Origin of the sequence: Luteimonas sp. FCS-9, from assembly GCF_001014645.1 — a bacterium.
In the GTDB taxonomy this organism is placed as follows: Bacteria; Pseudomonadota; Gammaproteobacteria; order Xanthomonadales; family Xanthomonadaceae; genus Luteimonas.
Map to the genome: position 1 here is coordinate 78,200 of NZ_LASZ01000002.1, position 21,620 is coordinate 99,819.

The window sequence follows — 21,620 nt, forward strand, 5'->3', positions numbered from 1 at the left end:
TTCATGCGGCCTCCCCGTGCGCGGCCGGCAGTTTCTCGGCCACGCGCAGCACCGCGCTGCGCGCGCGCGGGTTGTCCCGCAACTCGGCCTCGTCGGCCTTGGTCGCATCGGCGACGATGCGCAGCGCCGGCACGAAGGCCTGCGCCTCGGGCAGGCGGCGGTTGCCGGCCGGCGCCTTGGCGTGGCGCGCGATGAAGCGCTTGACGATGCGGTCCTCGAGCGAGTGGAAGCTGATCACCGCCAGGCGCCCGCCCGGCGCGAGCGCATCGAGGGCGGCGTCCAGGCCCGCCTCGAGATCGGCCAGTTCGCGGTTGACGTGGATCCGGATCGCCTGGAACGACCGCGTCGCCGGGTGGGTCTCGCGCTGGCCGCGCTGCGGCTTGCCGCGCGGCACGTTCGCGGCGATGACGGCCGCCAGGTCGGCGGTGCGCTCGAACGGCGCCTGCGCGCGACGGGCGACGATCGCCCGCGCGATCCGCCGGCTCATGCGCTCCTCGCCGTAGGTCCACAGCACGTCGGCGATCTCCGCCTCGGCGGCATGCGCGAGCCACTGCGCGGCGCTCTCGTCCGCGTCCGGGTCCATGCGCATGTCCAGCGGGCCGTCCTTGCCGAAGCTGAAGCCGCGGTCGGCGACGTCGAGTTGCGGCGACGACACGCCCAGGTCGAACAGCACGCCGTCGAGCGGGGCCTGCGTCACGGCGTCCCAGTCGGACAGCGCAGCGAAGCTGCCGCGCCGGATCGACACGCGCACGTCGGCGCCGAAGCGCGCCTGGGCCACTGCGATCGCGTCGGGATCCTTGTCCATCAGCAGCAGTCGACCTCCGGGGCCAAGGCGTTCGAGGACGCCGCCGGCATGACCGCCGCGTCCGAACGTGCCGTCCAGGTACCGCCCGTCTTCACGTACGCGCAGGCCCTCGAGGACTTGCGCATACAACACCGGGAGGTGGCCGGACGGGGCATCCGCACCACCGCCCGTCACAACTGCAGTCCGACCAGGTCGTCACCGTCCATGTCCGCGTCGCTGAGCGTCTGCCGGATCTGGGCCTGGTGCGCCTGCTCGCTCCAGAGTTCGAACTTGTCCCCCATGCCCACCAGCACCGCCTTGCGCTCGATGCCCACGGTGTTGCGCTGGCTGGCGGGGATGCCGATGCGACCGTTGCCGTCCGGCTCGACGACCATGGCCGCGCCGACCAGCTTGAGCTGGAGCGTGCGGTTGGTGGACCGGGTGCGCGGCAACGCGTTGATCTTGTCGCGGACGCCTTCCCACACCGCGTACGGGTAGAGATAGAGGCTGCCGGCGTCGAACGGGTTGTAGGTCAGCACCAGGCGGTTGTCGCACTCACGCGCGACGACGTCCCGATAGGCGGTCGGAATCGCCAGTCGGCCCTTGTCGTCGATGGTGATGGCGGTTTCGCCCTGGAACACGTCCGTCCTACCCGGTGGCGCCCGTCTGCGGCGGGCTTGTGCGCTGGAAAACCACCAAACTCCCGGTTTTCCCACGTGCCGCCACCTTAGGAGCGCGCCCACGGGTTGTCAACAGCTTTGTCGGGTCGTTTTCGCCTGTCTGCTCAATGACTTGCGGCACTCTTCAGAGACTTGTTCAAGCTTTATCCACAAGCGTCTGTTTCGTCTCAAATTTTGAGAATGCGTCACTTTTGGACCTGAACGTCACCGTCACGCGGCCTTTACGGTATCGTCATGTTGCGATGCAGCATGACGACCGCAGATGGCTGGCTGCGACGGGTTGACGCGCGGCGCTTCGCAACCGCCGACACCGAGCGGGTGGACAGTTGCGGGATCGACGCGGCGGGCGCGGCGGCTCCGCTATCCACTTCTTTCGACGTGCAGCGCGCGTTGAACCACCGGCGGCTCGCCCCACCCGGTGCGCCGCGCGCGCCGGCGCCCGCCGCCGCGGGGGAGGTCGTCCGCTTGCTTGCACCGAGAGACGCCCCGTCCCCTGACAACGTCCCCGCGCGCGAAGGAGGGCCGGCGCGCGGGCTTGATTGCCTCGCTCGTCGTGAGCTCCCTCCCCCGCGCGCGCAGGGAGGGCCGGGATGGGGCAGACGGTCGCGGGATTGCCGCGTCGTCGCCCCTATGCCGTTTCCTTCCATCCATGAAAGGCGCAAGGCTCCACAGCGCGGGGACGGGCGATCGCGCCATTGGGGACCGGCTGCGGGAGCCAATCGGTACATCGAGAACAGTACTTCGGATGCCGCTGGTGTTTTGGTGGCGGAGCCGGCCTGTAAGCCGGGTTCTGTCGTGGACAGTCATTCCTCTAGGCGCATCGTCACCGATACGCTCGAGCAACCTACCCGGACCCGACGCGGGCCGCGTCATGAGGTCCCTATTTGGTCTTGCTCCCGGTGGGGTTTGCCGTGCCGGCCTGTTACCAGGCTCGCGGTGCGCTCTTACCGCACCATTTCACCCTTGCCCGCACCCGGCCGTCCGGAGACGACCGGGCCGCTGGCGGTATCTTTCTGTTGCACTTTCCGTCGACTCGCGCCGCCCAGGCGTTACCTGGCACCGTGCCCTGTGGAGCCCGGACTTTCCTCGGCGCCGGTCTCCACCGAAATGGAGGCCGACGACGCGACTGTCCGGCCGACTCCGCCGGCGCGCATTGTCGCACGCCGACCCGGGCGTGGCAGCATCGGCCCCGTCGACGATCGCCGAGGCCATGCGGTCCCTGCGCGACGAGGCCACACGCGCCATCGGGTGACCGGTCGCCTCAACCTCGCTCGATGCGATCCAGCAACGCGAGCAGCGCCTCGTGGAACTGCGGCGAGACCGACGCGTCGTTGTGACCGCGGCCGGGCACCACGAGCAGGCGCCTGTCGGACGCCGGCAGCGGCGCCGCGTCGTAGAGCGCTTGCGTGAACCGCGGCGCGGTGACGACGTCGCGTTCGCCGACGACGAACAGCACCGGCTCGTCCAGCCGCCGGGCGATCTCGAGATTGCCGGCCTGCTGCAATGCCGGTGCGATGTCGAAGCGGCGCACCGCCAGCCGCGTCCAGAAGCCCGAGCGCGCGCGCATCGCGGCAGCCCAGTCCTCGGTCGTGGTCATCGAACTCTCGAGCACCAGCCCATCGAGCGTGCGCGCATCGGCGACATGGCCGGCGAGGAAGCTGCCCAGCGACTGGCCGTGCACGATCAGCGCTCGGCCGGCCGCCGCGGTCTCCGCGCGCAACGCGTCGTAGACCTGCAGGGCATCGGCCTGCAGCGCGGCGATCGTCGGCGTGCCGGTGCTGCCGCCGTAACCGCGGTGGTCGACCAGCACCAGATCCACCGGCAATGCGTCATAGGCGCGAAGCGAATGCCCGGCATGCAATCCGATGCGATAGCCATTGCCGCCGAAGTACAGCACCGTCGCCCGGGCATCGGGGCGCTGCAGCCGCAACTGGTACAGCGAGGCGCCGTCGGGCGTCGGGATCCGCGCCTCGGTGGCGGTATACGCAGGGGTCGCAGCGCGCAGCGCGGCCAGGTCGGTGGGCGGCGCCGGCATCGGCCGGACGAGATGCGATTCCTGCACGCGGAAGGCGCAACCGGCCAGCACGAGACAGCACATGACGGCCGCCAGACGGCGTAGGGGTCGGGACATGCAAACAGCATCCTTGCACTGGATGCCCTTCGACCCGGTCAGGCGCCGGGAGTTCCCTGGCCGTAGAGCGCCTTGCGCGGCGCACCGCTGAGCTCGGCCGCGACCTTGGCCGCGGTCGACGGTGGCAGGTGCGGCGCGAGCGCGGCGTAGAGCCGCCGCCCTTCCGCCAGCGCCGCATCCTCGGACGCCGGCGCACCTTCGACGAGCACGACGAACTCGCCCTTGCGCTGGTCGGCGTCGGCGACGACGCGCGCGTGCAAGGTTGCCAGGTCGCCGTCGAGCACGGTCTCGAACAGCTTGGTCAGTTCTCGCGCGACGACCGCCCGCCGCGCGGGGCCGAACGCGTCGACCGCATCGGCGAGCATCGCGTCGATCCGGTGCGAGGACTCGTAGAACAGCAGCGTCCGCGGCTCGGCGGCGAGCGCCTGCAGCCGGTCGCGCCGCGCGCTGGCCTTCGCCGGCAGGAAGCCCTCGAACACGAACCGGTCGCTGGGCAGCCCGGCGACGCTCAACGCGGCGATCAGCGCACTGGCGCCGGGCACCGGCGAGACGCGCAGGCCGGCCGCGCGCGCGGCCGCCACCAGCCGGAACCCCGGATCGCTGACCAGCGGCGTGCCGGCGTCGCTGACCAGCGCCAGCGTCTCGCCGCTGCGCAGGCGCTCGACCAGGCGCGCAGCGAGCCCGTCCTCGTTGTGCTCGTGCAGCGCGACCAGCGGCCGCTCGATGCCGAAATGACCGAGCAGCTGGCGGGTGTGCCGCGTGTCCTCGGCGCAGATCGCGTCGACCGTGCGCAGGACCTGCTGCGCGCGCGGCGACAGGTCGCCCAGGTTGCCGATCGGCGTGGCGACGACGTGCAGGATGCCCGGCGCGGGCGTGGGGCGGGCGGATGCAGTCATCGTCTCCACGGCGGAACGCTAGAATGCGGCCATTATCCCGCAGCGGAACCGCGACATGACAGCAACGGCACAGGCCTCGACCGCGCGCACGGGCCAGCGCGCCTCCCGTCCCGGCAGCGCGACGCGCCCGATGCTGGCCGTCGCCCTGGCGGCGCTGGTCGCCGGCTGCGCGACCGTGCGGACGACCGGCACGACCGGCCCGGGCCCCGGCGACGTCGCACCGGCCGAGCCCGAGCGCTGGCAGTTCGACGACGCCCGCCCGGCCGCCGAGTCCGACGGCTACCGCCCGCCACGCAAGCTGGCGGTGCTGCTGCCGATGAGCGGCGCGCTGGCAACCGCTGCCGCGCCGGTCCGCGACGGCCTGCTGGCCGGCTACTACGGCGAGCGCCGCACGCGGCCCGAGCTGGCGTTCTACGACACCGCCGGCACGCCGGCCGGCGCCGCGGGCGCGTACGCGCGGGCGATCGCCGAGGGCGCCGACCAGATCGTCGGGCCGCTGGGCCGCGACGAGGTCGACGCGGTCCTGCAGGCCGCGCCGGCGGTGCCGCTGCTGGCCCTGAACCGCGGCGTGGCGACGCCGCCCGAGAACTCGGCGGCGTTCTCGCTGGCGCCCGAGGACGAAGGCGACGCGGCCGCGCAGTACCTTCTGGCGCGCAACGCGCGCAACGTGCTGGTGCTCAGCAGCGGCGACGACAATGCGCGGCGCAGCGTCGACGCGCTGCGCGCGCGGCTGACCCAGGCCGGCGGCAGCATCGTCGGCACGATCGCCGTGGTCGGCGACACGCCGGTCGACCAGACCCCAGCGCTGCGAAACGCGGTGACCGCCGAGGCCGGCGTGGACGCGGTGTTCCTCGCGATCCGCGGCAACCAGGCGCGCGCGATCGCCCCGCAGCTGTCGGTCGCCGGGCTCGGCAGTCGGCCGCGCCTGGGCACCTCGCAGCTGACCGCCGGGACCGGCAAGCCGGAGGAGGACCAGATCCTCGACGGCATCGTGTTCCCGACCGAAGGCTGGTCCACCGGCGCCAGCGCGCGTTCGCTGCCGCCGCAGGCGACGATCGCCCGCGACCTGCCGACCGCCCGCGGCGGCGCCGCGCGGCTGTTCGCGTTCGGCTTCGACGCCTGGCTGCTGAGCGGCTATCTCGAGCACCTGAGCCGCAACGCCGAGGCCGCCGTCGGCGGTGCGACCGGCATGTTGCGCATCGGCCCCGGCGGCCAGGTCGTGCGCCAGCCGGCGTGGGCGACCTGGCGCGGCGGCCGGATCGTCGCGCAGGCGGACGCCGGCGGTTGAGCGATCGCCGCAGCGACGGCCAGGCCGCCGAGCGCGCGGCGCTGGCCCACCTGCAGGCGGCAGGCCTGACGCTGCTGGCCGCCAACGTCGGCTACCGCGGCGGCGAACTCGACCTGGTCATGCGCGACGCGCGCGGGCCTGCGCCCACGATCGTGTTCGTCGAGGTGCGTCATCGGCGCAGCCAGCGCTTCGGCGGCGGCGCGGCCTCGGTCGATGCCGGCAAGCGGCGCCGGATCGTGCTGGCGGCGCAGCTGTTCCTGTCCCGCCAGCCGCGACTGCGCGACCTGCCCTGCCGCTTCGACGTGGTCGAGACCAGCGGCGACGCGGCGGCGCCGACGCTGCGCTGGATCGAGGACGCATTCCGCGCCGACGACTGAGCATCTGCCCGCGGCACGCGGATGCCATCCACAGGCGCGCGAGCACACAAGCCCAGATCCGTAGGAGCGCGCTCGCGCGCGAAAGCGCTTTACCGAGAAAGCCCTTCGCGCGCGAGCGCACTCCTACGGCTGCGGTTTGCTACTGCGTCTGCTGTCGATGCGCGCCAGGCGGGTGCATGCGAAGATTGGCGCGGGGAACCACAGGGGATTCAGGGATGACGCGATCGATCGCCAGCTGCGTGCTGGCCTGCCTGCTGCTCACTGCATCGATGGGCACCGCGTCCGCGCAGGACGCGACACCGCCCGCGGTAGGCAGCCTGCCGCCGCCACTGCTCGGCAAGGACCGCGCGGGCCGCGAGGTCGACCTCGCCGCGCTGCGCGGAAAAGTCGTGATCGTGACCTTCTGGGCCTCCTGGTGCCCGCCCTGCCGCAAGGAGCTGCCGGTGCTGGGCCAGTTCCAGCGCGTGGTCGGTCGCGACGCGCTCGAGGTCGTCGCGATCAACTACAAGGAGCCCCGCCGCGAGTTCACCGACGTGGTTCGCAGGAACCGCGATATCGACCTGACCTGGGTGCACGATGCGCGCGGCGACATCAGCGATCTCTACGGCGTGCGCACGTTGCCGCACATGTTCATGCTCGACCGCGACGGACGCGTGGCCTTCACGCATCGCGGCTACAGCGAACAGTCCCTGCCCGGCATCATCGACGAAGTGCTCAGCCTGCTGCCCGAGGACGTACGAACGCGTCCGGCATCGAATAACGCGTCGCGCTGACTCAGCCGGCAAAGTGGTCCCAGCCGGCCCGCGCCGGCGTCCAGGCGGTGCCATCGCCGGTGGTCGCGACGACGCCGTCGCCGGCCACGATCCGCCCGATCCGGATTGCCGGGGTGCCGCTGGCCCGCGCGATCTCGTCGATCGCGGCGCGCGCATGCTGGGGCGCGGTGAAGCACAGTTCGTAGTCGTCGCCGCCCGCGGCCTGCAGCACTCGACGCTGTCCAGCGTCGGCGGCCGCGCGGCGCAGCGCCTCGGAGGCCGGCAGCGCATCGACATCGATCTGCGCGCCCACGCCACTCGCCCGGCAGACATGGCCGAGGTCGGCCAGCAGGCCGTCGGAAACGTCGATCGCGGCATGCGCGTGCGCCGCCAGTGCCTGGCCGAGCGCGAGTCGGGGCTCGGGGCGATCGAGGCGGCGTCGCAACGCGGCGTCGCGTGCGCCCCCCGCGGTCCATTGCGCGAGCGCTGCGGCCGCATCGCCCAGCGTGCCGCTGACCCAGACATCGTCGCCGACCTGCGCGCGGTCGCGCCGCAACGCACGCCCGGGCGCGACGAAGCCGTGCACCGCGACGCAGACCGACAACGGCCCGCGCGTGGTGTCGCCGCCGACCAGCGCGACCGCATGCGGGCGCGCCAGCGCGTCGAAGCCGTCGAGAAAGGCGTCGACCCAGCCGGCGTCGGGGGCCGGCAGCGACAGCGACAACGTGCACCACGCGGGCCTGGCGCCCATCGCCGCCAGATCCGACAGATTGACCGCCAGTGCCTTCCAGCCGATGTCGGCAGGCGCGGTATCGCCGGGAAAGTGCACGTCGACGTTGAGCGTGTCCATCGCCACGACGAGCTGCTCGCCCGCTGCGGGCTGCAGCAACGCGGCATCGTCGCCGATGCCCAGCACCACGTCGTCGCGCCGCACCACGCGGGCGCGGATGCGGTCGATCAGCGCGAACTCGCCGGCCACCGCGACAGGTGCGGTCAGCGGCCGCGCAGCGCCCCGACCTCGGGCGCGCGCCACTGCGCGGCGGCCCGGTCGAGCACGCCGTTGACGTAGGTGTGGCCGTGCTCGGAGCCGAAGCGCTTGACGGTGCGCAGCGCCTCGTCGATCACCACGCGGTAGGGCACGTCGACGCGATGCTGCAGCTCGTAGGCGGCGATGCGCAGCATCGCGCGCTCGATCGGGTCGACCTCGTCGATCTCGCGGTCCAGGAACGGCGCCAGCGCGGCGTCGAGCTCGCGGTAACGACTGCCCACGCCGTGCACCAGGTCCTCGAAGTACGCCAGGTCGGCGACCTCCTTGGCCTGCTCGTGCGCGAACTGCGCGACGATCTCGCGTGCCTGCGCGCCCGACATCTGCATCGCGTAGACGGCCTGCAGCGCGCGGCGGCGCGCGCGCGAGCGCAGCACCGGGTCGACGCCTTGGGGTTTGCGGGTCTGGGTCATCCGATCTTGTCCAGCAGGTTGCTCATCTCGATGGCGACCAGCGCCGCCTCCTCGCCCTTGTTGCCGTGGCTGCCGCCGGCCCGCTTCTCGGCGTCGCCGTAATCCTCGACCGCGAGCACGCCGTTGGCCACGGGCACGCCGGCATCGAGCGCGACGCGCATCAGCGCATCGCTGCAGCCGTCGGCGACCTGCTCGTAGTGCCGGGTGTCGCCGCGCACCACGCAGCCCAGCGCCAGCAGCGCGGCATGGCCGCCGGCCGCGGCGATGCGCGCGCACGCCAGCGGGATCTCCCAGGCACCGGGCACGCGCACGACGTCGACCGCGTCCTCGGCGACGCCGTGGTCGGCGAACGCCTTGCGCGCGCCGGCGACCAGCGCATCGGTGATCCTGGGGTTCCAGCGGCTGGCGACGATCGCGTAGCGCGCGCCGGCGGGGGCGCGCAGGTCGCCTTCGATGTGGCTCATGGGCATGGGGCCTCGCTCAGGCCGGCCAGTTTACCGCGCGTCATGCCGGAACGGACTCCACGACTTCCAGCCCGTAGCCGGCCAGGCCGATCTGGCGGCGCGGCGTGCCCAGCACGCGCAGCCGGCCCAGGCCGAGATCGGCGAGGATCTGCGCGCCGGCGCCGTTGCGCCGCCATTGCCCGACGTCCTTGTCCTTGCCCGGCGGGCGCACGACCGGCTCCTGCCGCAGCCGCGCCAGCAGGCCGTCGGCATCGCGCGGCGCCGACAGCACCACCATCACGCCCTGCCCCTCGGCCGCGATCGCGCGGAGTGCGTCGGTCGCGGCGACGCCGAAATCGTCGCGGCGCCAGTGCAGCAGGTCGGCCAGCGGGTTCTCGACCTGCACGCGGACCAGCGTCGGGGTCGCCGCGTCGGGCGTGCCGCACACCAGCGCGAAGTGCAGTTCGTGCGCGATCCGGTCGCGGTAGGTCACCAGCCGGAACGGACCGAACTCGGTCTCGATGTCGCGCTCGTCGATGCGCTCGACGGTGCGCTCGGTGCTGAGGCGGTACGCGATCAGGTCGGCGATCGAGCCCATCTTCAGCCCGTGCTCGCGCGCGAACGCCTCCAGTTCGGGGCGGCGCGCCATGCTGCCGTCGGGGTTGAGGATCTCGACCAGCACGCCGGCCGGCGCCAGTCCGGCCAGCATCGCCAGGTCCACGCCGGCCTCGGTGTGGCCGGCGCGGGTCAGCACGCCGCCGGGCTGGGCGATCAGCGGAAAGATGTGGCCGGGCTGGTGCAGGTCGTCGGGCCGGGCGTCGGGCCGCACCGCGGTGCGGATCGTGTGGGCGCGGTCGTGTGCGGAGATGCCGGTGGTCACGCCTTCGGCCGCTTCGATGCTGACCGTGAAGTTGGTCTGGAACTGCGCGGTATTGGCCCGCACCATCGGCGCCAGGCCCAGCTGGGCGGCGCGGTCGGCGGTCAGCGGCAGGCAGACCAAGCCGCGGCCGTGGGTGACCATGAAGTTGATGTCGGCCGGCCGGACCAGCTCGGCCGCCATGATCAGGTCGCCCTCGTTCTCGCGGTCCTCGTCGTCGACGACCACGACCATCCGCCCGGCGCGGATCTCCTCCAGCAGTTCGGGAATCGGGGCGAAGTTCATGCGCGCACCCCCGCCGGCACAACGCCGCTGGCGAGCAGGCGCTCGACGTAGCGCGCGACCAGGTCCACCTCGAGATTGACCGCATCGCCGACCGCGGTCGCGCCGAACGCGGTGTGCGCGACGGTGTGCGGCACCAGCGCGACCTCGAAGCCGTCGGCATCGACCGCGTTGACCGTCAAGCTGACGCCGTCGACGCAGATCGAGCCCTTGTGCGCGATGTAGCGCAGCAGCGCCGCCGGCGCCTCGAAGCGCCAGCGCTGCGCACGGGCGTCGTCGTGCACCGAGGCCACCCGGCCGACGCCGTCGACGTGGCCGCTGACCAGGTGCCCGCCGAGCCGGTCGGTCGGGCGCATCGCGCGTTCGAGGTTCAGCGGGCGGTCCGTGGCCAGCGCGCCGAGCGTGGTCAACGCCAGGGTTTCGGTGGAGGCGTCGGCTTCGAAATGCGCGTCGTCGAACGCCACCACGGTCAGGCAGACGCCGTTGACCGCGATGCTCTCGCCCTGCACGACATCGGCGAACGGCAGCGTACCGACCGCGATGCGCAGCCGCGCGTCGCCACCGCGCGCCTCGTTGGAAACCAGGCGTCCGACGCCCTCGATCAATCCGGTGAACATGTCGCTGCCTCCGTCCGCGCGGATCGCCCGCACGGTGTGCCGAATGGGAACGGTCCGGGACGCGACAGCGTGCACGGCCACAAGGCCGCGCATGGCGTCGTCTTCTCGCATCCGGACTGTGACCGTCGGCCCCGGACTTCGACCGGGTCTGCTGACCTGCCAGGGCCGATGCGAGGATCTCGCACGCCGCCGGCAGCGCTCGCGGGCTCGCGCGTCGCCGCGCCTACCGCCGGTGGGGACTTCCACCCCGCCCTGAAGACATTCGATTGGTTGCCGGACGGGCCGGCACGGGCATTCTAGCAGCGCCGCCCCCATGCCTTCGGCCCCGGCGGCGGGACGCTTCATTGCGGCCACGGCGAACGTCCCAAGGCCACGCCCTTCCGCGCTCGCGCGCGACACCCCCTGTAGGAGCGCGCTCGCGCGCGATCGCGCTTTCCCGACCACCCGCCTCCCGGCGAAAAAGGAAGCAGACGCACCGCTCGACCCGGCTCCCGCCCCCCCACGCCACCCGAATCAGAGCGCCTTCGGCCGCAGCCGCCACCGCAGGTCGTCCCCGATCCGGCTGACCTCGACCGTGTCCAGGTGCAACCGCTGCGCCATCGCGTCGATGCCGAGCCCGGCGAACAGCGGCCGGGCGCGCTCCCCAAGCAGCACCGGCGCGACGTAGAGCAGCAGATCGTCGACAAGGCCCGCCCGCAGCAGCGCGCCCGACAGCATGGCGCCGGCCTCGACCTGGACCTCGTTGATCCCGCGCCCGGCCAGCAGCGCCAGCGCCGCCTCCAGGTCCAGCCGACCATCGCGACGCGGCAACGCGGCGTGCTCGCAGCCGATCTCGGCCGGCACCGAGACGTCGTCTGCGTGCAGATAGAGCGTGGGCGCGGCCCCGTCGCGGACCTGCCGGCGCGACAGCGAGACGAGCCCGGCGTCGAGCACCACGCGCAGGGGCGGCACGAACGGCGCCGGGTCCTCGAGCCGCACGGTCAGCGCCGGGTCGTCGGCGAGCACGGTGCCGCTGCCGGTCAGGATCGCCGCACTGCGCGCACGCCAGCGCATGACGTCGGCCCGCGACTGCGGGCCGCTGATCCATTTCGACTCGCCGTCGGCCATCGCGGTGCGGCCGTCGAGGCTGCAGGCGAGCTTGACCCGGACCCACGGGCGGCCGCGCTCGACCCGCGACAGGAAGCCCGCGTTCAGCGCCCGGGCCTGCGTCTCCATCAGCCCGGACGCGACCGCGACGCCCGCCGCACGCAGCCGGTCGAAGCCCGCGCCGTCGACCTGCGGGAACGGATCGCGCATCGCCGCCACCACCCGCGCGACCCCGGCGGCGACCAGTGCGTCGGCACAGGGCCCGGTGCGGCCGACATGCGCGCAGGGCTCGAGGGTGACGTAGGCGGTCGCGCCCCGCGCCCGCTCGCCGGCGGCCTGCAGCGCGACGATCTCGGCGTGCGGGCCGCCCTGCTGCACGTGGAAGCCTTCGCCGACGACCTCGCCCGCCGACACCAGCACGCAGCCGACCATCGGATTGGGGCGCGTGGTCCATGCGCCACGTTCGGCCAGGCGCAGCGCCTGCGCCATGTGGGCGTGGTCGTCGGCGGTGAAGTCGGTCATGCGCAGTACCTCGAAGACGTATTGTTGCCATGCATCGCCCCGCGACACACGGAATCACGCTCTCGTAGGAGCGCGCTCGCGCGCGACGGGTTGTATCGGTTTGGCCGCGGACCGTCGCGTCTGACCCGGCTCGGAAAGGCGTTGTCGGTTGGCGCTGGCCCATGGCCGACACGGGCCCCTTCGCGCGCAAGCGCGCTCCTACGGCTGCGAGCGCAGATCGCGTCAGCTTTCGATCCACATCGATCGGCCACGATCTCCATGGCCGGTCGCGCGTTCAGCGCCGACGCGGGCCCTTGCCTGCCCGCGCGGCCTCGCCTTCCAGCAGCGGCAGTTGGCCGTCGCCGGGCAGGTCGCGTTCGAGCCGGTCAAGCTCCTCGCGGAAGTCGGCGACGTCCTCGAACGCCCGGTAGACCGAGGCGAAGCGCACGAAGCCGACATGGTCGAGCTTGCGCAGCTCGGCGATGACGAACTCCCCGACCCGGCGCGACGACACCTCGCGCTCGGCGGTCATGCGCAACTGGTGCACCACCGCACGCACCGTCGCCTCGATCTGCTCCTCCGACACGGGCCGCTTGTGCAGCGCGCGGTCCATGCTCAGGCGCAGCTTGCGCGCATCGAAAGGCTCGCGCCGGCCGTCGCCCTTGATGATCGCCGGCAGCTTGAGCTCGATCGTCTCCAGCGTGCTGAATCGCTCGCCGCAGGCCTCGCACTCACGACGACGCCGGATCGTCGCGCCGTCCTCGGACGCGCGCGAATCGATCACCCGGGTATCGATGTGCTGGCAGAAGGGGCAGTGCATCAGGCGAGGGGATTCGGGATGGGGGATTCGGGACTGGGAAAAGCGGCAGGGCCGGCAAACGGAGGCACTCCGAATCCCGAATCCCCAGCCCCCAATCCCGGCGCGTCAACCATACACCGGGTACTTGGCGCACTGCTGGGCGACCTTCTCGCGCACGGCGGCGACGACGGCGTCGTCGGCCGGCGCGTCGAGCACGTCGCAGATCCAGTGGGCCAGTTCGGTGCAGTCGGCCTCGGTGTAGCCACGCGTCGTCACCGCGGGCGTCCCCAGGCGCAGGCCCGAGGTCACGAAGGGCTTGCGCGGGTCGTTGGGCACGGCGTTCTTGTTGACGGTGATGTGGGCGCGGCCCAGGGCCTCCTCGGCCTCCTTGCCGCTGACGTCCTTGCCGATCAGGTCGACGAGCATCAGGTGGTTCTCGGTGCCGCCGGAGACGATCTTGTAGCCGCGCTCGACGATCACCTTCGCCATCGCCTGCGCGTTCTTCACCACCTGCTGCTGGTAGGCCGTGAACGCCGGGTCCAGCGCCTCCTTGAACGCGACCGCCTTGGCGGCGATCACGTGCATCAGCGGGCCGCCCTGGATGCCGGGGAACACGATCGACTGCAGCTTCTTGGTCATGTCGTCGAACGCCTCGCCCGCGCCTTCGCGGCTGGCGACGATGATGCCGCCGCGCGGGCCGCGCAGGGTCTTGTGCGTGGTCGAGGTCACGACGTGCGCGTGCGGCAGCGGGCTCGGGTAGACGCCGGCCGCGACCAGGCCCGCGACATGGGCCATGTCGACGAACAGCAGCGCGCCGACCTTGTCGGCAATCGCGCGGAAACGCGCCCAGTCGATCTTCTGCGAATACGCCGAGAAGCCGGCGACGATCATCTTCGGCTTGTGCTCGAGCGCCAGCCGCTCGACCTCGTCGTAGTCGATCAACCCGGCATCGTCCACACCGTACTGCACGGCGTCGAACAGCTTGCCCGAGGCGTTGACCTTGGCACCGTGGGTCAAGTGGCCACCGTGCGCCAGGCTCATGCCGAGGATCTTGTCCCCGGCCTGCAGCAGGGCGAAGTAGACCGCCTGGTTGGCCTGCGAGCCCGAATGCGGCTGCACGTTGGCGTAGTCGGCATCGAACAGCTGCTTGAGCCGGTCGATCGCCAGCTGCTCGGCGACGTCGACGTGCTCGCAGCCGCCGTAGTAGCGCTTGCCCGGATAGCCCTCGGCGTACTTGTTGGTCAGCTGGCTGCCCTGCGCGGCCATGACCAGCGCGCTGCAGTAGTTCTCCGACGCGATCAGCTCGACGTGGTCCTCCTGGCGGCGGACCTCCGCGGCAATGGCCTGGGCGAGTTCGGGGTCGAAGCTGTCGAGACGGGCGTCGCGCGGGAACATCGAGGACTCCAGGGATCGGGCGTGGCCGGCCATTGTAGCCGCCCGCGGGCCGCAGCCGTGCCGGACGCCCGGCCTGGGGCGGTCCAGCGCGCCGTCGCCGGCTGCGCGCGGCGGCGCTGGACGCGCGCCGCCGCCTCAGCTCGGAGGCGTTCCCCGCACCGGCACGAGCGCGGTCCGGGCGCACGCCGCCTCGGACGCGCGTCTTGGGATGCGGGCTATAATCGCGGGCATTCTTCTCCCGCCTGACGCCGCCCGACCGGGCCCCGGCGCGGGCAGGCGCAACCGGAGCCCCCATGTCCTCGCAATACATCTACACCATGAACCGCGTGTCCAAGGTGGTCCCGCCGAAGCGGCAGATCATCAAGGACATCTCGCTGTCGTTCTATCCCGGCGCCAAGATCGGCCTGCTGGGCCTCAACGGCGCCGGCAAGTCGACGGTGCTCAAGATCATGGCAGGCGTCGATCAGGACTTCGAGGGCGAGGCCCGCCCGCAGCCGGGCATCAAGGTCGGCTACCTGGAGCAGGAGCCGCGCCTGAACCCCGAGCAGACCGTGCGCGAGGCGGTCGAGGAAGGCGTGGGCGAGGTGCTGCAGGCCCAGGCCGCGCTCGAGGCGGTCTACGCCGCCTACGCCGAGGAAGGCGCCGACTTCGACGCGCTCGCCAAGGAGCAGGAGCGCCTGGAGGCGATCCTGGCCGCCGGCGACGCGCACACGCTGGAGAACCAGCTCGACGTCGCAGCCGACGCGCTGCGCCTGCCGCCGTGGGACGCGAAGATCGGCAATCTCTCGGGTGGCGAGAAGCGCCGCGTCGCGCTGTGCCGCCTGCTGCTGCAGAAGCCGGACATGCTGCTGCTCGACGAACCGACCAACCACCTCGACGCCGAGTCGGTCGAGTGGCTGGAGCAGTTCCTCGCCCGCTACACCGGCACCGTCGTGGCCGTCACCCACGACCGCTACTTCCTCGACAACGCCGCCGAGTGGATCCTCGAGCTCGACCGCGGCCGCGGCATTCCGTGGAAGGGCAACTACACCGAGTGGCTGACGCAGAAGGACGAGCGCCTGAAGCAGGAAGAGAACCAAGAGAAGGCGCGCCAGAAGGCGATCCAGAAGGAGCTCGAGTGGTCGCGGCAGAACGCCAAGGGCGGCCGCTCCAAGGGCAAGGCGCGTCTGGCCCGCCTGGAAGAACTGCAGTCGCAGGACTACCAGAAGCGCAACGAGACCAACGAGATCTTCATCCCGCCGGGCGAGCGTCTGGGCAACTCGGTGATGGAGTTCAAGAACGTCAGCAAGAAGTTCGGCGACCGCCTGCTGATCGACAACCTGTCGATGATCGTGCCGCCGGGCGCGATCGTCGGGATCATTGGCCCCAACGGCGCCGGCAAGTCCACGCTTTTCAAGATGATCACCGGACAGGAGAAGCCGGACTCGGGCGAGATCGTCGTCGGGCCGACCGTGCAGCTGTCGTACGTCGACCAGAGCCGCGACAAGCTCGAAGGCAACCACAACGTCTTCCAGGAGATCGCCGGCGGCCTGGACATCCTCAACATCAACGGCATCGAGATCCAGTCGCGCGCCTACATCGGCCGCTTCAACTTCAAGGGCCAGGACCAGCAGAAGCTGGTGGGCTCGCTGTCGGGCGGTGAGCGCGGTCGCCTGCACATGGCCAAGACGCTGCTGCAGGGCGGCAACGTGCTGCTGCTCGACGAACCGTCGAACGACCTGGACATCGAAACGCTGCGCGCGCTGGAAGACGCTCTGCTGGAGTTCCCGGGTAACACGTTCGTGATCTCGCACGACCGCTGGTTCCTCGACCGCATCGCCACGCACATCCTCGCGTTCGAGGGCGACAGCCACGTCGAGTTCTTCCAGGGCAACTACCGCGAGTACGAGGAGGACAAGAAGCGCCGCCTCGGCGACGACGCCGGTCCCAAGCGTCTGCGGTTCAAGGCCCTGAAGTAACCGACCGCCACGCTCCGAAACCGGGGTCAGAGTCGAATATCTCTGACCCCGCCACGGGACGCGCGCCGCGACCAAAATCCCACGCTGACCCCGGTGTATCGATGACGATCCAGACGCCTGATGAGCTCGAAGGCCTTCGGCGCGCAGGTGCGCTGGTGGCCGGCATCCTGTCTACGATGCGGGCCCGGGCGATTGCGGGCGTCACGCCGCGTGAGCTCGATGCGATCGGCGCCGAGATGCTGCGCGAGGCCGGTGCGCAGTCGGCGCCGGTGCTGACCTACGGCTTTCCGGCTGCGACCTGTATCAGCGTCAATCGGGTGGTCGCACATGGCATCCCGAACGAGACGCCGCTGTGCGAGGGCGACCTGGTCAACATCGATGTCTCGGCCGAGCTCGACGATTTCTTCGCCGATACCGGGGCGAGCTTCGTCGTCGGCACCGCCAGCGCGGCGCAGCAGCGCCTGCTCGATGCGACCCGCGAAGCGCGCGATGCGGCGATCGCCCAGTTGCGCGCCGGCGCGCTGATCAACAGCATCGGCCGGACCATCGAGACGGTCGCCGCGCGCCGCGGCTTCCGGGTGATCCGCGACCTGCAGAGCCATGGCGTCGGACGCGCACTGCACGAGGAACCGGGCTCGATTCCGGGCTACTACGACCGGCGCGACACCCGCCGGCTGCACGAGGGCATGGTGATCACGGTCGAACCGTTCCTGGCGACGCACAGCACGCGCACCGACGCGCTCGACGACGGCTGGTCGCTGGTCTGCCCCAAGGGCGTCGGCGCGCAGTTCGAGCACACCGTCGTGGTCACGCGCGACGCCCCGATCATCGTCACCTGAGGACCGCCATGTCCCGCTCCTTCATCCAGGCGCTGCGTACGCGCTGGCAGGCCGCCGACACGCTGGTCTGCGTCGGGCTCGATCCGGAGCCCGCGAAGTTTCCCGCGCAGTTTTCCGGCGACCCGGACGCGGTGTACGCCTTCTGCCGCGACATCGCCGACGCGACCGCCGAATACGCCTGCGCGTTCAAGCCGCAGATCGCCCACTTCGCCGCACTCGGTGCCGAGGACGCGCTGCAGCGGCTGATCGCGCACCTGCACGCCGAGCATCCCGACGTGCCCGTGATCCTCGATGCCAAGCGCGGCGACATCGGCAGCACCGCGCAGCAGTACGTGGGCGAGGCCTTCGGGCGCTACGCCGCCGACGCGGTCACGGTGAACCCGTATCTCGGCCGCGATTCGGTGCAGCCGTTCCTCGACTGCGGCGACAAGGGCGTGGTGATCCTGTGCCGCACGTCCAACCCCGGCGCCGCGGACCTGCAGGACCTGCCGGTCGCGCACGGCGGCGCGACGCGTCCGCTGTACCAGCACGTCGCCGAGACCGTCGCGCGGGACTGGAACGCGTACGGCAACTGCGCCCTGGTCGTCGGCGCGACCTGGCCGGCGCAGTTGCGCGAGGTCCGCGCGATCGTCGGCGACCTGCCGTTGCTGGTGCCCGGCGTCGGCGCGCAGGGCGGCGACGTCGAGGCGGTCGTGACCCACGCCCGGACTGCCGATGGCACCGGGCTGATGGTCAGTTCTTCGCGCGCGATCCTCTACGCCTCGCGCGGCGACGACCATGCCGAGGCCGCAGCGCGCGCCGCGCGCGAATTGCGCGACGCGATCAACCGCCACCGCTGACACCGGACGGGGGGCGCGCCCGCATCCGGCGCGGCGCCCCGTCACGCAGCCTGTTCCGGCGGAACGCCGAACACCTGGCGCAGATAGGCCAGGTAGCCCGGGTCGTCGCACATGCTCTTGCCGGGCGAATCGCTGAGCTTGGCCACCGGCTGGCCGTTGCAGCGGACCATCTTGATGACGATGTTGAGCGGCGTCGGACCGAGATCGTTGGTCAGGTGCGTGCCGACCCCGAACGCGACCTGGCAGCGGCCGCGGAAATGGTCGTGGAGCCGCATGACCTTGGCGAAGTCCAGGCCGTCGCTGAACACCAGTGTCTTGCTCGTCGGATCAACGCGGTTGTGCTGGAAGTGCGCGAGCATCCGGTCGCCCCAGACGAACGGGTCGCCCGAATCGTGGCGCACGCCGTCGAACAGCTTGCAGAAGTACATGTCGAAGTCGCGCAGGAACGCGTCCAGGCCGACCACATCCGACAGCGCGATGCCCAGATCGCCGCGGTACTCGTGCGCCCAGGCCTCCAGCGCCGCGACCTGCGAATCGCGCAGCCGCGGACCCAGCGCCTGGAACGCCTGCAGGTACTCGTGCGCCATCGTGCCCAGCGGCGTCATGCCGTAGCGCCGGGCGAACGCCACGTTGCTGGTGCCCACGAACTGCACGCCCAGCGCCTCGCGCAGCAGCGGCAGCATGTGCCCGTGCCACTGGCGCGAATAGCGGCGCCGGGTGCCGTAGTCGGCGACCTTGCAGTCGCCGAAGTCCGGCGTGTCGCGCAGCAACGCGGCCTTGGCCTGCAGCCGGCGCTCGCCCTCGGCGAAATCCGGCGCCGAGGTGTTGCGGAACCAGACCTCGTTGACGATCGCCAGCAGCGGCACCTCGAACAGGATCGTGTGCAGCCACGGACCGCGGATATCGAGCTCGATCTCGCCCGGGACCGAGGCCGACGGCCGCAGCTCGATGTACTTGCGATCGAGCCGGAACAGGCCGAGGAAATCGGCGAAGTCGGGCTTGATGAAGCGCAGGCCGCGGACGTACGCCAGTTCGTCGTCGGTGAAGCGCAGCGCGCACAAGGCGTCGATTTCTTCGTCGATCTGGTCGAGATAGCGCGCCAGGTCGATGCTCGGCGTCCTGCACTTGAACCGGTACTCGACGTGCGCACCGGGGTGCTGGTGCAGCACCGCCTGCATCATCGTGAACTTGTACAGGTCGGTGTCGAGCAGGGACTGGATGATCGGCATGGGGGACGCCGTCCATGAGGGGGCCATAGGCTAACGCGTCGGACGCATGCGCGCCGTGCGTAGGCGCCTGACGTCACCGCACGCCGTCGTTCGTCTCCCGCGCGCCGCTCGCGTGCCCATGGCACGCGGCGTCGGAGACCGCCGGCGCCCGTACCCACTGCCAGGTCGGGACCACCTCGCCGCGCGGGCGGTAGCGGATCGTCCGGTCGTGTCCGTCGCGCCGGACCCGGAGTTCGAGCACGCCGTCCTGGTCGCCCTGGATCGCGTCCTGGCCCACCGGCTGGAGGATCTCGTCGCCGTCGCGCACGCCGGCGGCCGCGGCGGCCGACCCGGCCACCAGCCCGCGCACGACCCGTGTGGGCTCGACCAGCACCTTGGGCTCGAAGCCCAGCTCATAGCGCCGCAACGGCTGCTGCACGCGCGTGAAGCACGGGCCGAACACGTCGGCGTCCGGGACCTGCACCCGGCCTTCGAGCATCGCGTGGAACGCATCCACGCCTGGCTGCCCGAGTTCGGCCTCGACCAGCGCCTCCCAGTCGCCCTGCTCGACCGACAGGCCCTGGGCCCGGCGCCGCTGCAGCGCCAGCATCAGGTCGTCGAGCGATCGCGCGCCATTCGACGCCTTGCGGATCGCGGCGTCGACGTTGACGAAGTACACGTAGCCGCGGTCGTAGGGCAGCGTGCGGATGCGCGTGTCCTCCCAGAAGCGCGCGGCGACCTCGCGGTTGGGCGTTTCGGCGAACAGGTTGGTGTACAAGCGCGCCATCGTGAAGTTGAGATCGCGCAGATACGCGTCGGGCGACACCATGCCGAAACGGAACGGCAGCGCGCCCTGGTAGAACACCGCCAGGCCCTCGTTGAACCACGCCGCGCCCAGGCTCTCGTCCATGCCGCGGCCGCGCGCCATCAGCGGCTGGAAGGTATGGAACATCTCATGCGCGAGGGTGAAGCGCAGCGATTCGGGATCGCTGCCGCGATCGGTGTCGTAGGTCAGCACGAACGAGCGGTGCATGCCGATGCCACCCCCCGGGTTCACCTGGTTGCGGCGCAGGAACACGCCGTAGGGTGTCGGCGGCGCATCGAACAGGCGCAGGTAGTGCGCGTACAGCGTCTCGCCCCAGGTCATGAGCGCACGCGCATCGAACGGCGTCTCGCCCTGCCAGGCCGAGAAGAACCGATCGGTCGCGCCGGTCGTGGGATAGCGCTGGATCGTGCCGGCCATGAAGTACGCGCTGTCGACCAGGCTGGCCGGCGCGGTTTCGCCATCGGCCAATGTGTCGAGGCTGCTCAGGCCGACCGCGCCCGACGGCAGCGCGTCCAGGCGCCAGTCCGCGCGTAGGCGGAATTCGCCCTCCGGCGGGCGCACCAGGAAGGCCGCGCCGCCGCCCGACACCGCCCCGCTTTCGCCACGCAGCTCGATCGGCGGGGCGGCGCCGCGCGCGGCCAGCGCCTCGACCGTCGGCGCCTGGTAGCGCAGTTCGATCGCGCCCTCGGGCGCGCGCGTGGCGAACCAGCGGCGCTGCACCGACGGATCCTCGCCGACATCCTCGACCCGCAGCGCCAGCGGCCCCCGGGCATCGTGTGCCCCGAGCGCCGACAGGCCCGCCGCGACGGTCGGCACGTTGCTCGACACCAACGGCATCTGCAGCAGCGGCGCGCCCGCCTCGGGCCGCACGCCGTAAATCGTCAGCCGGACGTCGACCGCCTCGATGCGCGTCCCGTCGGCCGACGGGACGGGCGTGAGCACGTACTCCAGCGCCGGCGACTGCGCCGCGACCGGCCATGCGACCAGCGACAGTGCGAGCGCAGCGACGACGCGATGGATCCTCGCCATCGCGCGCGCACCCCGGCATGCGATCCCGGCGCGGCCCGTCGCGAGCGCGCGGCTCATGCGACGCCCCCGTCGATCTCCAGTTCGCCTTCGATCTCCACCGGGATGTTCCACGGCAACTCCGCCATGCCGACCGCGCTGCGCACATGGCGCCCGACGGTCGGCCCGAACACCGCCAGGACCAGGTCGGAAAACCCGTTGATCACCGCCGGCTGGTCCTGGAACCCGGGCGCGGAGGCGACCATGCCGAACACCCGCCCCCAGCCGCTGACACGGTCCAGGTCCCCGATGCAGGCCTGCACGCTCGCGAGCATCGACAGCCCGGTCAGCATCGCGGCGTGCCGGGCGGCTGCCACGTCGACTTCGGCGCCGACCTTGCCGAACGGACCGGACAGCCGGCCGTCCGGCCCCTGCGGACCGTGGCCGGCGATCAGCACGCGCCGGCCGACACATTGCGCGAACGCGAACGGCAGCACGACGCCCGGCGGCGCGACCAGCGGCGGCGGCAACTGCAGGTCCAGTTCGGCCAGGCGCGCGAGGACCCGGCTCATCGGCCCG

21 protein-coding genes, 1 other RNA gene and 1 riboswitch are annotated in these 21,620 nt (G+C 71.6%); of the genes, 6 read left to right on the plus strand and 16 right to left on the minus strand.

From position 1 onward, the window contains the following. Position 1: 1 nt before the first annotated feature. From rsmH to rsmI, 5 genes are all read right to left on the minus strand, one after another. Positions 2-979, minus strand: a complete 978-nt coding sequence (rsmH, locus tag WQ56_RS02010; protein WP_047135411.1) for a 16S rRNA (cytosine(1402)-N(4))-methyltransferase RsmH — start codon at positions 977-979, stop codon at positions 2-4. Then, a complete protein-coding gene (locus WQ56_RS02015) occupies positions 976-1,425 on the minus strand; it encodes a division/cell wall cluster transcriptional repressor MraZ (protein WP_047135412.1) in 450 nt (149 codons plus the stop codon). The genes rsmH and WQ56_RS02015 overlap by 4 nt, the downstream gene beginning before the upstream one ends. Positions 1,426-2,227: 802 nt before the next feature. Beyond that, positions 2,228-2,606: RNase P RNA component class A (gene rnpB, locus WQ56_RS17565), an RNA gene on the minus strand. A 119-nt stretch (positions 2,607-2,725) separates the two neighbouring features. Beyond that, positions 2,726-3,595, minus strand: a complete 870-nt coding sequence (locus WQ56_RS02020; RefSeq protein WP_156170204.1) for an alpha/beta hydrolase — start codon at positions 3,593-3,595, stop codon at positions 2,726-2,728. Between the two features lie 38 nt (positions 3,596-3,633). Continuing rightward, on the minus strand, positions 3,634-4,491 hold the full coding sequence (gene rsmI, locus WQ56_RS02025; protein ID WP_047135413.1) for a 16S rRNA (cytidine(1402)-2'-O)-methyltransferase: 858 nt from the start codon (positions 4,489-4,491) through the stop codon (positions 3,634-3,636). Between the two features lie 55 nt (positions 4,492-4,546). Between rsmI and WQ56_RS02030 the strand changes: the two genes are divergently transcribed. From WQ56_RS02030 to WQ56_RS02040, 3 genes are all read left to right on the plus strand, one after another. Beyond that, positions 4,547-5,779: a penicillin-binding protein activator gene (locus WQ56_RS02030; RefSeq protein WP_052772770.1), complete on the plus strand. Its 1,233-nt coding sequence runs from the start codon at positions 4,547-4,549 to the stop codon at positions 5,777-5,779. Next, a complete protein-coding gene (locus WQ56_RS02035; protein ID WP_047135624.1) occupies positions 5,776-6,156 on the plus strand; it encodes a YraN family protein in 381 nt (126 codons plus the stop codon). Before WQ56_RS02030 ends, WQ56_RS02035 begins: the two co-directional genes overlap by 4 nt. Positions 6,157-6,371: 215 nt before the next feature. Then, positions 6,372-6,929, plus strand: coding sequence for a TlpA disulfide reductase family protein (locus WQ56_RS02040; RefSeq protein ID WP_052772771.1), 558 nt, complete (start codon positions 6,372-6,374; stop codon positions 6,927-6,929). Between the two features lies 1 nt (position 6,930). Here WQ56_RS02040 and thiL read toward each other — a convergent pair whose 3' ends face one another. The 8 genes from thiL to glyA form a co-directional block, all read right to left on the minus strand. Continuing rightward, entirely contained in the window at positions 6,931-7,887 is a 957-nt protein-coding gene (gene thiL, locus WQ56_RS02045) for a thiamine-phosphate kinase (protein WP_047135414.1), read from the minus strand. 14 nt (positions 7,888-7,901) lie between these two features. Continuing rightward, positions 7,902-8,366 carry a transcription antitermination factor NusB gene (nusB, locus tag WQ56_RS02050; protein WP_047135415.1) on the minus strand — a complete coding sequence of 155 codons (465 nt, stop codon included), beginning with the start codon at positions 8,364-8,366 and terminating at the stop codon, positions 7,902-7,904. Next, positions 8,363-8,830: a 6,7-dimethyl-8-ribityllumazine synthase gene (ribH, locus tag WQ56_RS02055; protein WP_047135416.1), complete on the minus strand. Its 468-nt coding sequence runs from the start codon at positions 8,828-8,830 to the stop codon at positions 8,363-8,365. Before ribH ends, nusB begins: the two co-directional genes overlap by 4 nt. A 40-nt stretch (positions 8,831-8,870) precedes the next feature. Continuing rightward, positions 8,871-9,971 (minus strand): 3,4-dihydroxy-2-butanone-4-phosphate synthase, encoded by a 1,101-nt coding sequence (gene ribB / locus WQ56_RS02060; protein ID WP_047135417.1) that lies wholly within the window; start codon positions 9,969-9,971, stop codon positions 8,871-8,873. Then, the gene (locus WQ56_RS02065) at positions 9,968-10,585 is read right to left on the minus strand and encodes a riboflavin synthase (protein ID WP_047135418.1); all 618 of its coding nucleotides are present in this window, start codon (positions 10,583-10,585) and stop codon (positions 9,968-9,970) included. The genes ribB and WQ56_RS02065 overlap by 4 nt, the downstream gene beginning before the upstream one ends. 95 nt (positions 10,586-10,680) lie before the next feature. Next, positions 10,681-10,849, minus strand: a riboswitch (FMN riboswitch). Between the two features lie 249 nt (positions 10,850-11,098). Then, positions 11,099-12,193 carry a bifunctional diaminohydroxyphosphoribosylaminopyrimidine deaminase/5-amino-6-(5-phosphoribosylamino)uracil reductase RibD gene (gene ribD / locus WQ56_RS02070; RefSeq protein ID WP_047135626.1) on the minus strand — a complete coding sequence of 365 codons (1,095 nt, stop codon included), beginning with the start codon at positions 12,191-12,193 and terminating at the stop codon, positions 11,099-11,101. 274 nt (positions 12,194-12,467) lie between these two features. Further along, positions 12,468-12,992: a transcriptional regulator NrdR gene (nrdR, locus tag WQ56_RS02075; protein WP_047135419.1), complete on the minus strand. Its 525-nt coding sequence runs from the start codon at positions 12,990-12,992 to the stop codon at positions 12,468-12,470. A 105-nt stretch (positions 12,993-13,097) separates the two neighbouring features. Then, on the minus strand, positions 13,098-14,366 hold the full coding sequence (gene glyA, locus WQ56_RS02080) for a serine hydroxymethyltransferase (RefSeq protein WP_047135420.1): 1,269 nt from the start codon (positions 14,364-14,366) through the stop codon (positions 13,098-13,100). Positions 14,367-14,659: 293 nt separating this feature from the next. On the opposite strand from glyA, the gene ettA reads away from it, so the two are divergent. The 3 genes from ettA to pyrF all read left to right on the plus strand — a co-directional run bounded on the left by ettA (position 14,660) and on the right by pyrF (position 18,002). Beyond that, positions 14,660-16,324 carry an energy-dependent translational throttle protein EttA gene (gene ettA, locus WQ56_RS02085; RefSeq protein ID WP_047135421.1) on the plus strand — a complete coding sequence of 555 codons (1,665 nt, stop codon included), beginning with the start codon at positions 14,660-14,662 and terminating at the stop codon, positions 16,322-16,324. Between the two features lie 101 nt (positions 16,325-16,425). Next, complete coding sequence (gene map, locus WQ56_RS02090) at positions 16,426-17,163, plus strand: type I methionyl aminopeptidase (RefSeq protein ID WP_047135422.1); 738 nt, start codon at positions 16,426-16,428, stop codon at positions 17,161-17,163. Between the two features lie 8 nt (positions 17,164-17,171). Beyond that, positions 17,172-18,002 carry an orotidine-5'-phosphate decarboxylase gene (gene pyrF, locus WQ56_RS02095; protein ID WP_047135423.1) on the plus strand — a complete coding sequence of 277 codons (831 nt, stop codon included), beginning with the start codon at positions 17,172-17,174 and terminating at the stop codon, positions 18,000-18,002. Between the two features lie 41 nt (positions 18,003-18,043). Here the strand turns inward: pyrF and pncB are convergent, their stop codons facing one another. The 3 genes from pncB to WQ56_RS02110 all read right to left on the minus strand — a co-directional run bounded on the left by pncB (position 18,044) and on the right by WQ56_RS02110 (position 21,613). Then, positions 18,044-19,231 carry a nicotinate phosphoribosyltransferase gene (gene pncB / locus WQ56_RS02100; RefSeq protein WP_047135424.1) on the minus strand — a complete coding sequence of 396 codons (1,188 nt, stop codon included), beginning with the start codon at positions 19,229-19,231 and terminating at the stop codon, positions 18,044-18,046. A 73-nt stretch (positions 19,232-19,304) separates the two neighbouring features. Then, positions 19,305-21,122: a hypothetical protein gene (locus WQ56_RS02105; protein WP_052772772.1), complete on the minus strand. Its 1,818-nt coding sequence runs from the start codon at positions 21,120-21,122 to the stop codon at positions 19,305-19,307. After that, complete coding sequence (locus tag WQ56_RS02110) at positions 21,119-21,613, minus strand: RidA family protein (protein ID WP_047135425.1); 495 nt, start codon at positions 21,611-21,613, stop codon at positions 21,119-21,121. The genes WQ56_RS02105 and WQ56_RS02110 overlap by 4 nt, the downstream gene beginning before the upstream one ends. Between the last annotated feature and the right edge of the window lie 7 nt (positions 21,614-21,620).

Coding starts and splice junctions, on each gene's coding strand:
- ribH (WP_047135416.1), bottom strand. CDS start 8,830: ATGAGCCACATCGAAGGCGACCTGCGCGCCCCCGCCGGCGCGCGCTAC.
- WQ56_RS02065 (WP_047135418.1), bottom strand. CDS start 10,585: ATGTTCACCGGATTGATCGAGGGCGTCGGACGCCTGGTTTCCAACGAG.
- map (WP_047135422.1), top strand. CDS start 16,426: ATGACGATCCAGACGCCTGATGAGCTCGAAGGCCTTCGGCGCGCAGGT.
- nusB (WP_047135415.1), bottom strand. CDS start 8,366: ATGACCCAGACCCGCAAACCCCAAGGCGTCGACCCGGTGCTGCGCTCG.
- ribD (WP_047135626.1), bottom strand. CDS start 12,193: ATGACCGACTTCACCGCCGACGACCACGCCCACATGGCGCAGGCGCTG.
- ribB (WP_047135417.1), bottom strand. CDS start 9,971: ATGAACTTCGCCCCGATTCCCGAACTGCTGGAGGAGATCCGCGCCGGG.
- ettA (WP_047135421.1), top strand. CDS start 14,660: ATGTCCTCGCAATACATCTACACCATGAACCGCGTGTCCAAGGTGGTC.
- WQ56_RS02040 (WP_052772771.1), top strand. CDS start 6,372: ATGACGCGATCGATCGCCAGCTGCGTGCTGGCCTGCCTGCTGCTCACT.
- nrdR (WP_047135419.1), bottom strand. CDS start 12,992: ATGCACTGCCCCTTCTGCCAGCACATCGATACCCGGGTGATCGATTCG.
- WQ56_RS02030 (WP_052772770.1), top strand. CDS start 4,547: ATGACAGCAACGGCACAGGCCTCGACCGCGCGCACGGGCCAGCGCGCC.
- WQ56_RS02110 (WP_047135425.1), bottom strand. CDS start 21,613: ATGAGCCGGGTCCTCGCGCGCCTGGCCGAACTGGACCTGCAGTTGCCG.
- pncB (WP_047135424.1), bottom strand. CDS start 19,231: ATGCCGATCATCCAGTCCCTGCTCGACACCGACCTGTACAAGTTCACG.
- rsmI (WP_047135413.1), bottom strand. CDS start 4,491: ATGACTGCATCCGCCCGCCCCACGCCCGCGCCGGGCATCCTGCACGTC.
- pyrF (WP_047135423.1), top strand. CDS start 17,172: ATGTCCCGCTCCTTCATCCAGGCGCTGCGTACGCGCTGGCAGGCCGCC.
- WQ56_RS02105 (WP_052772772.1), bottom strand. CDS start 21,122: ATGAGCCGCGCGCTCGCGACGGGCCGCGCCGGGATCGCATGCCGGGGT.
- WQ56_RS02020 (WP_156170204.1), bottom strand. CDS start 3,595: ATGTCCCGACCCCTACGCCGTCTGGCGGCCGTCATGTGCTGTCTCGTG.
- glyA (WP_047135420.1), bottom strand. CDS start 14,366: ATGTTCCCGCGCGACGCCCGTCTCGACAGCTTCGACCCCGAACTCGCC.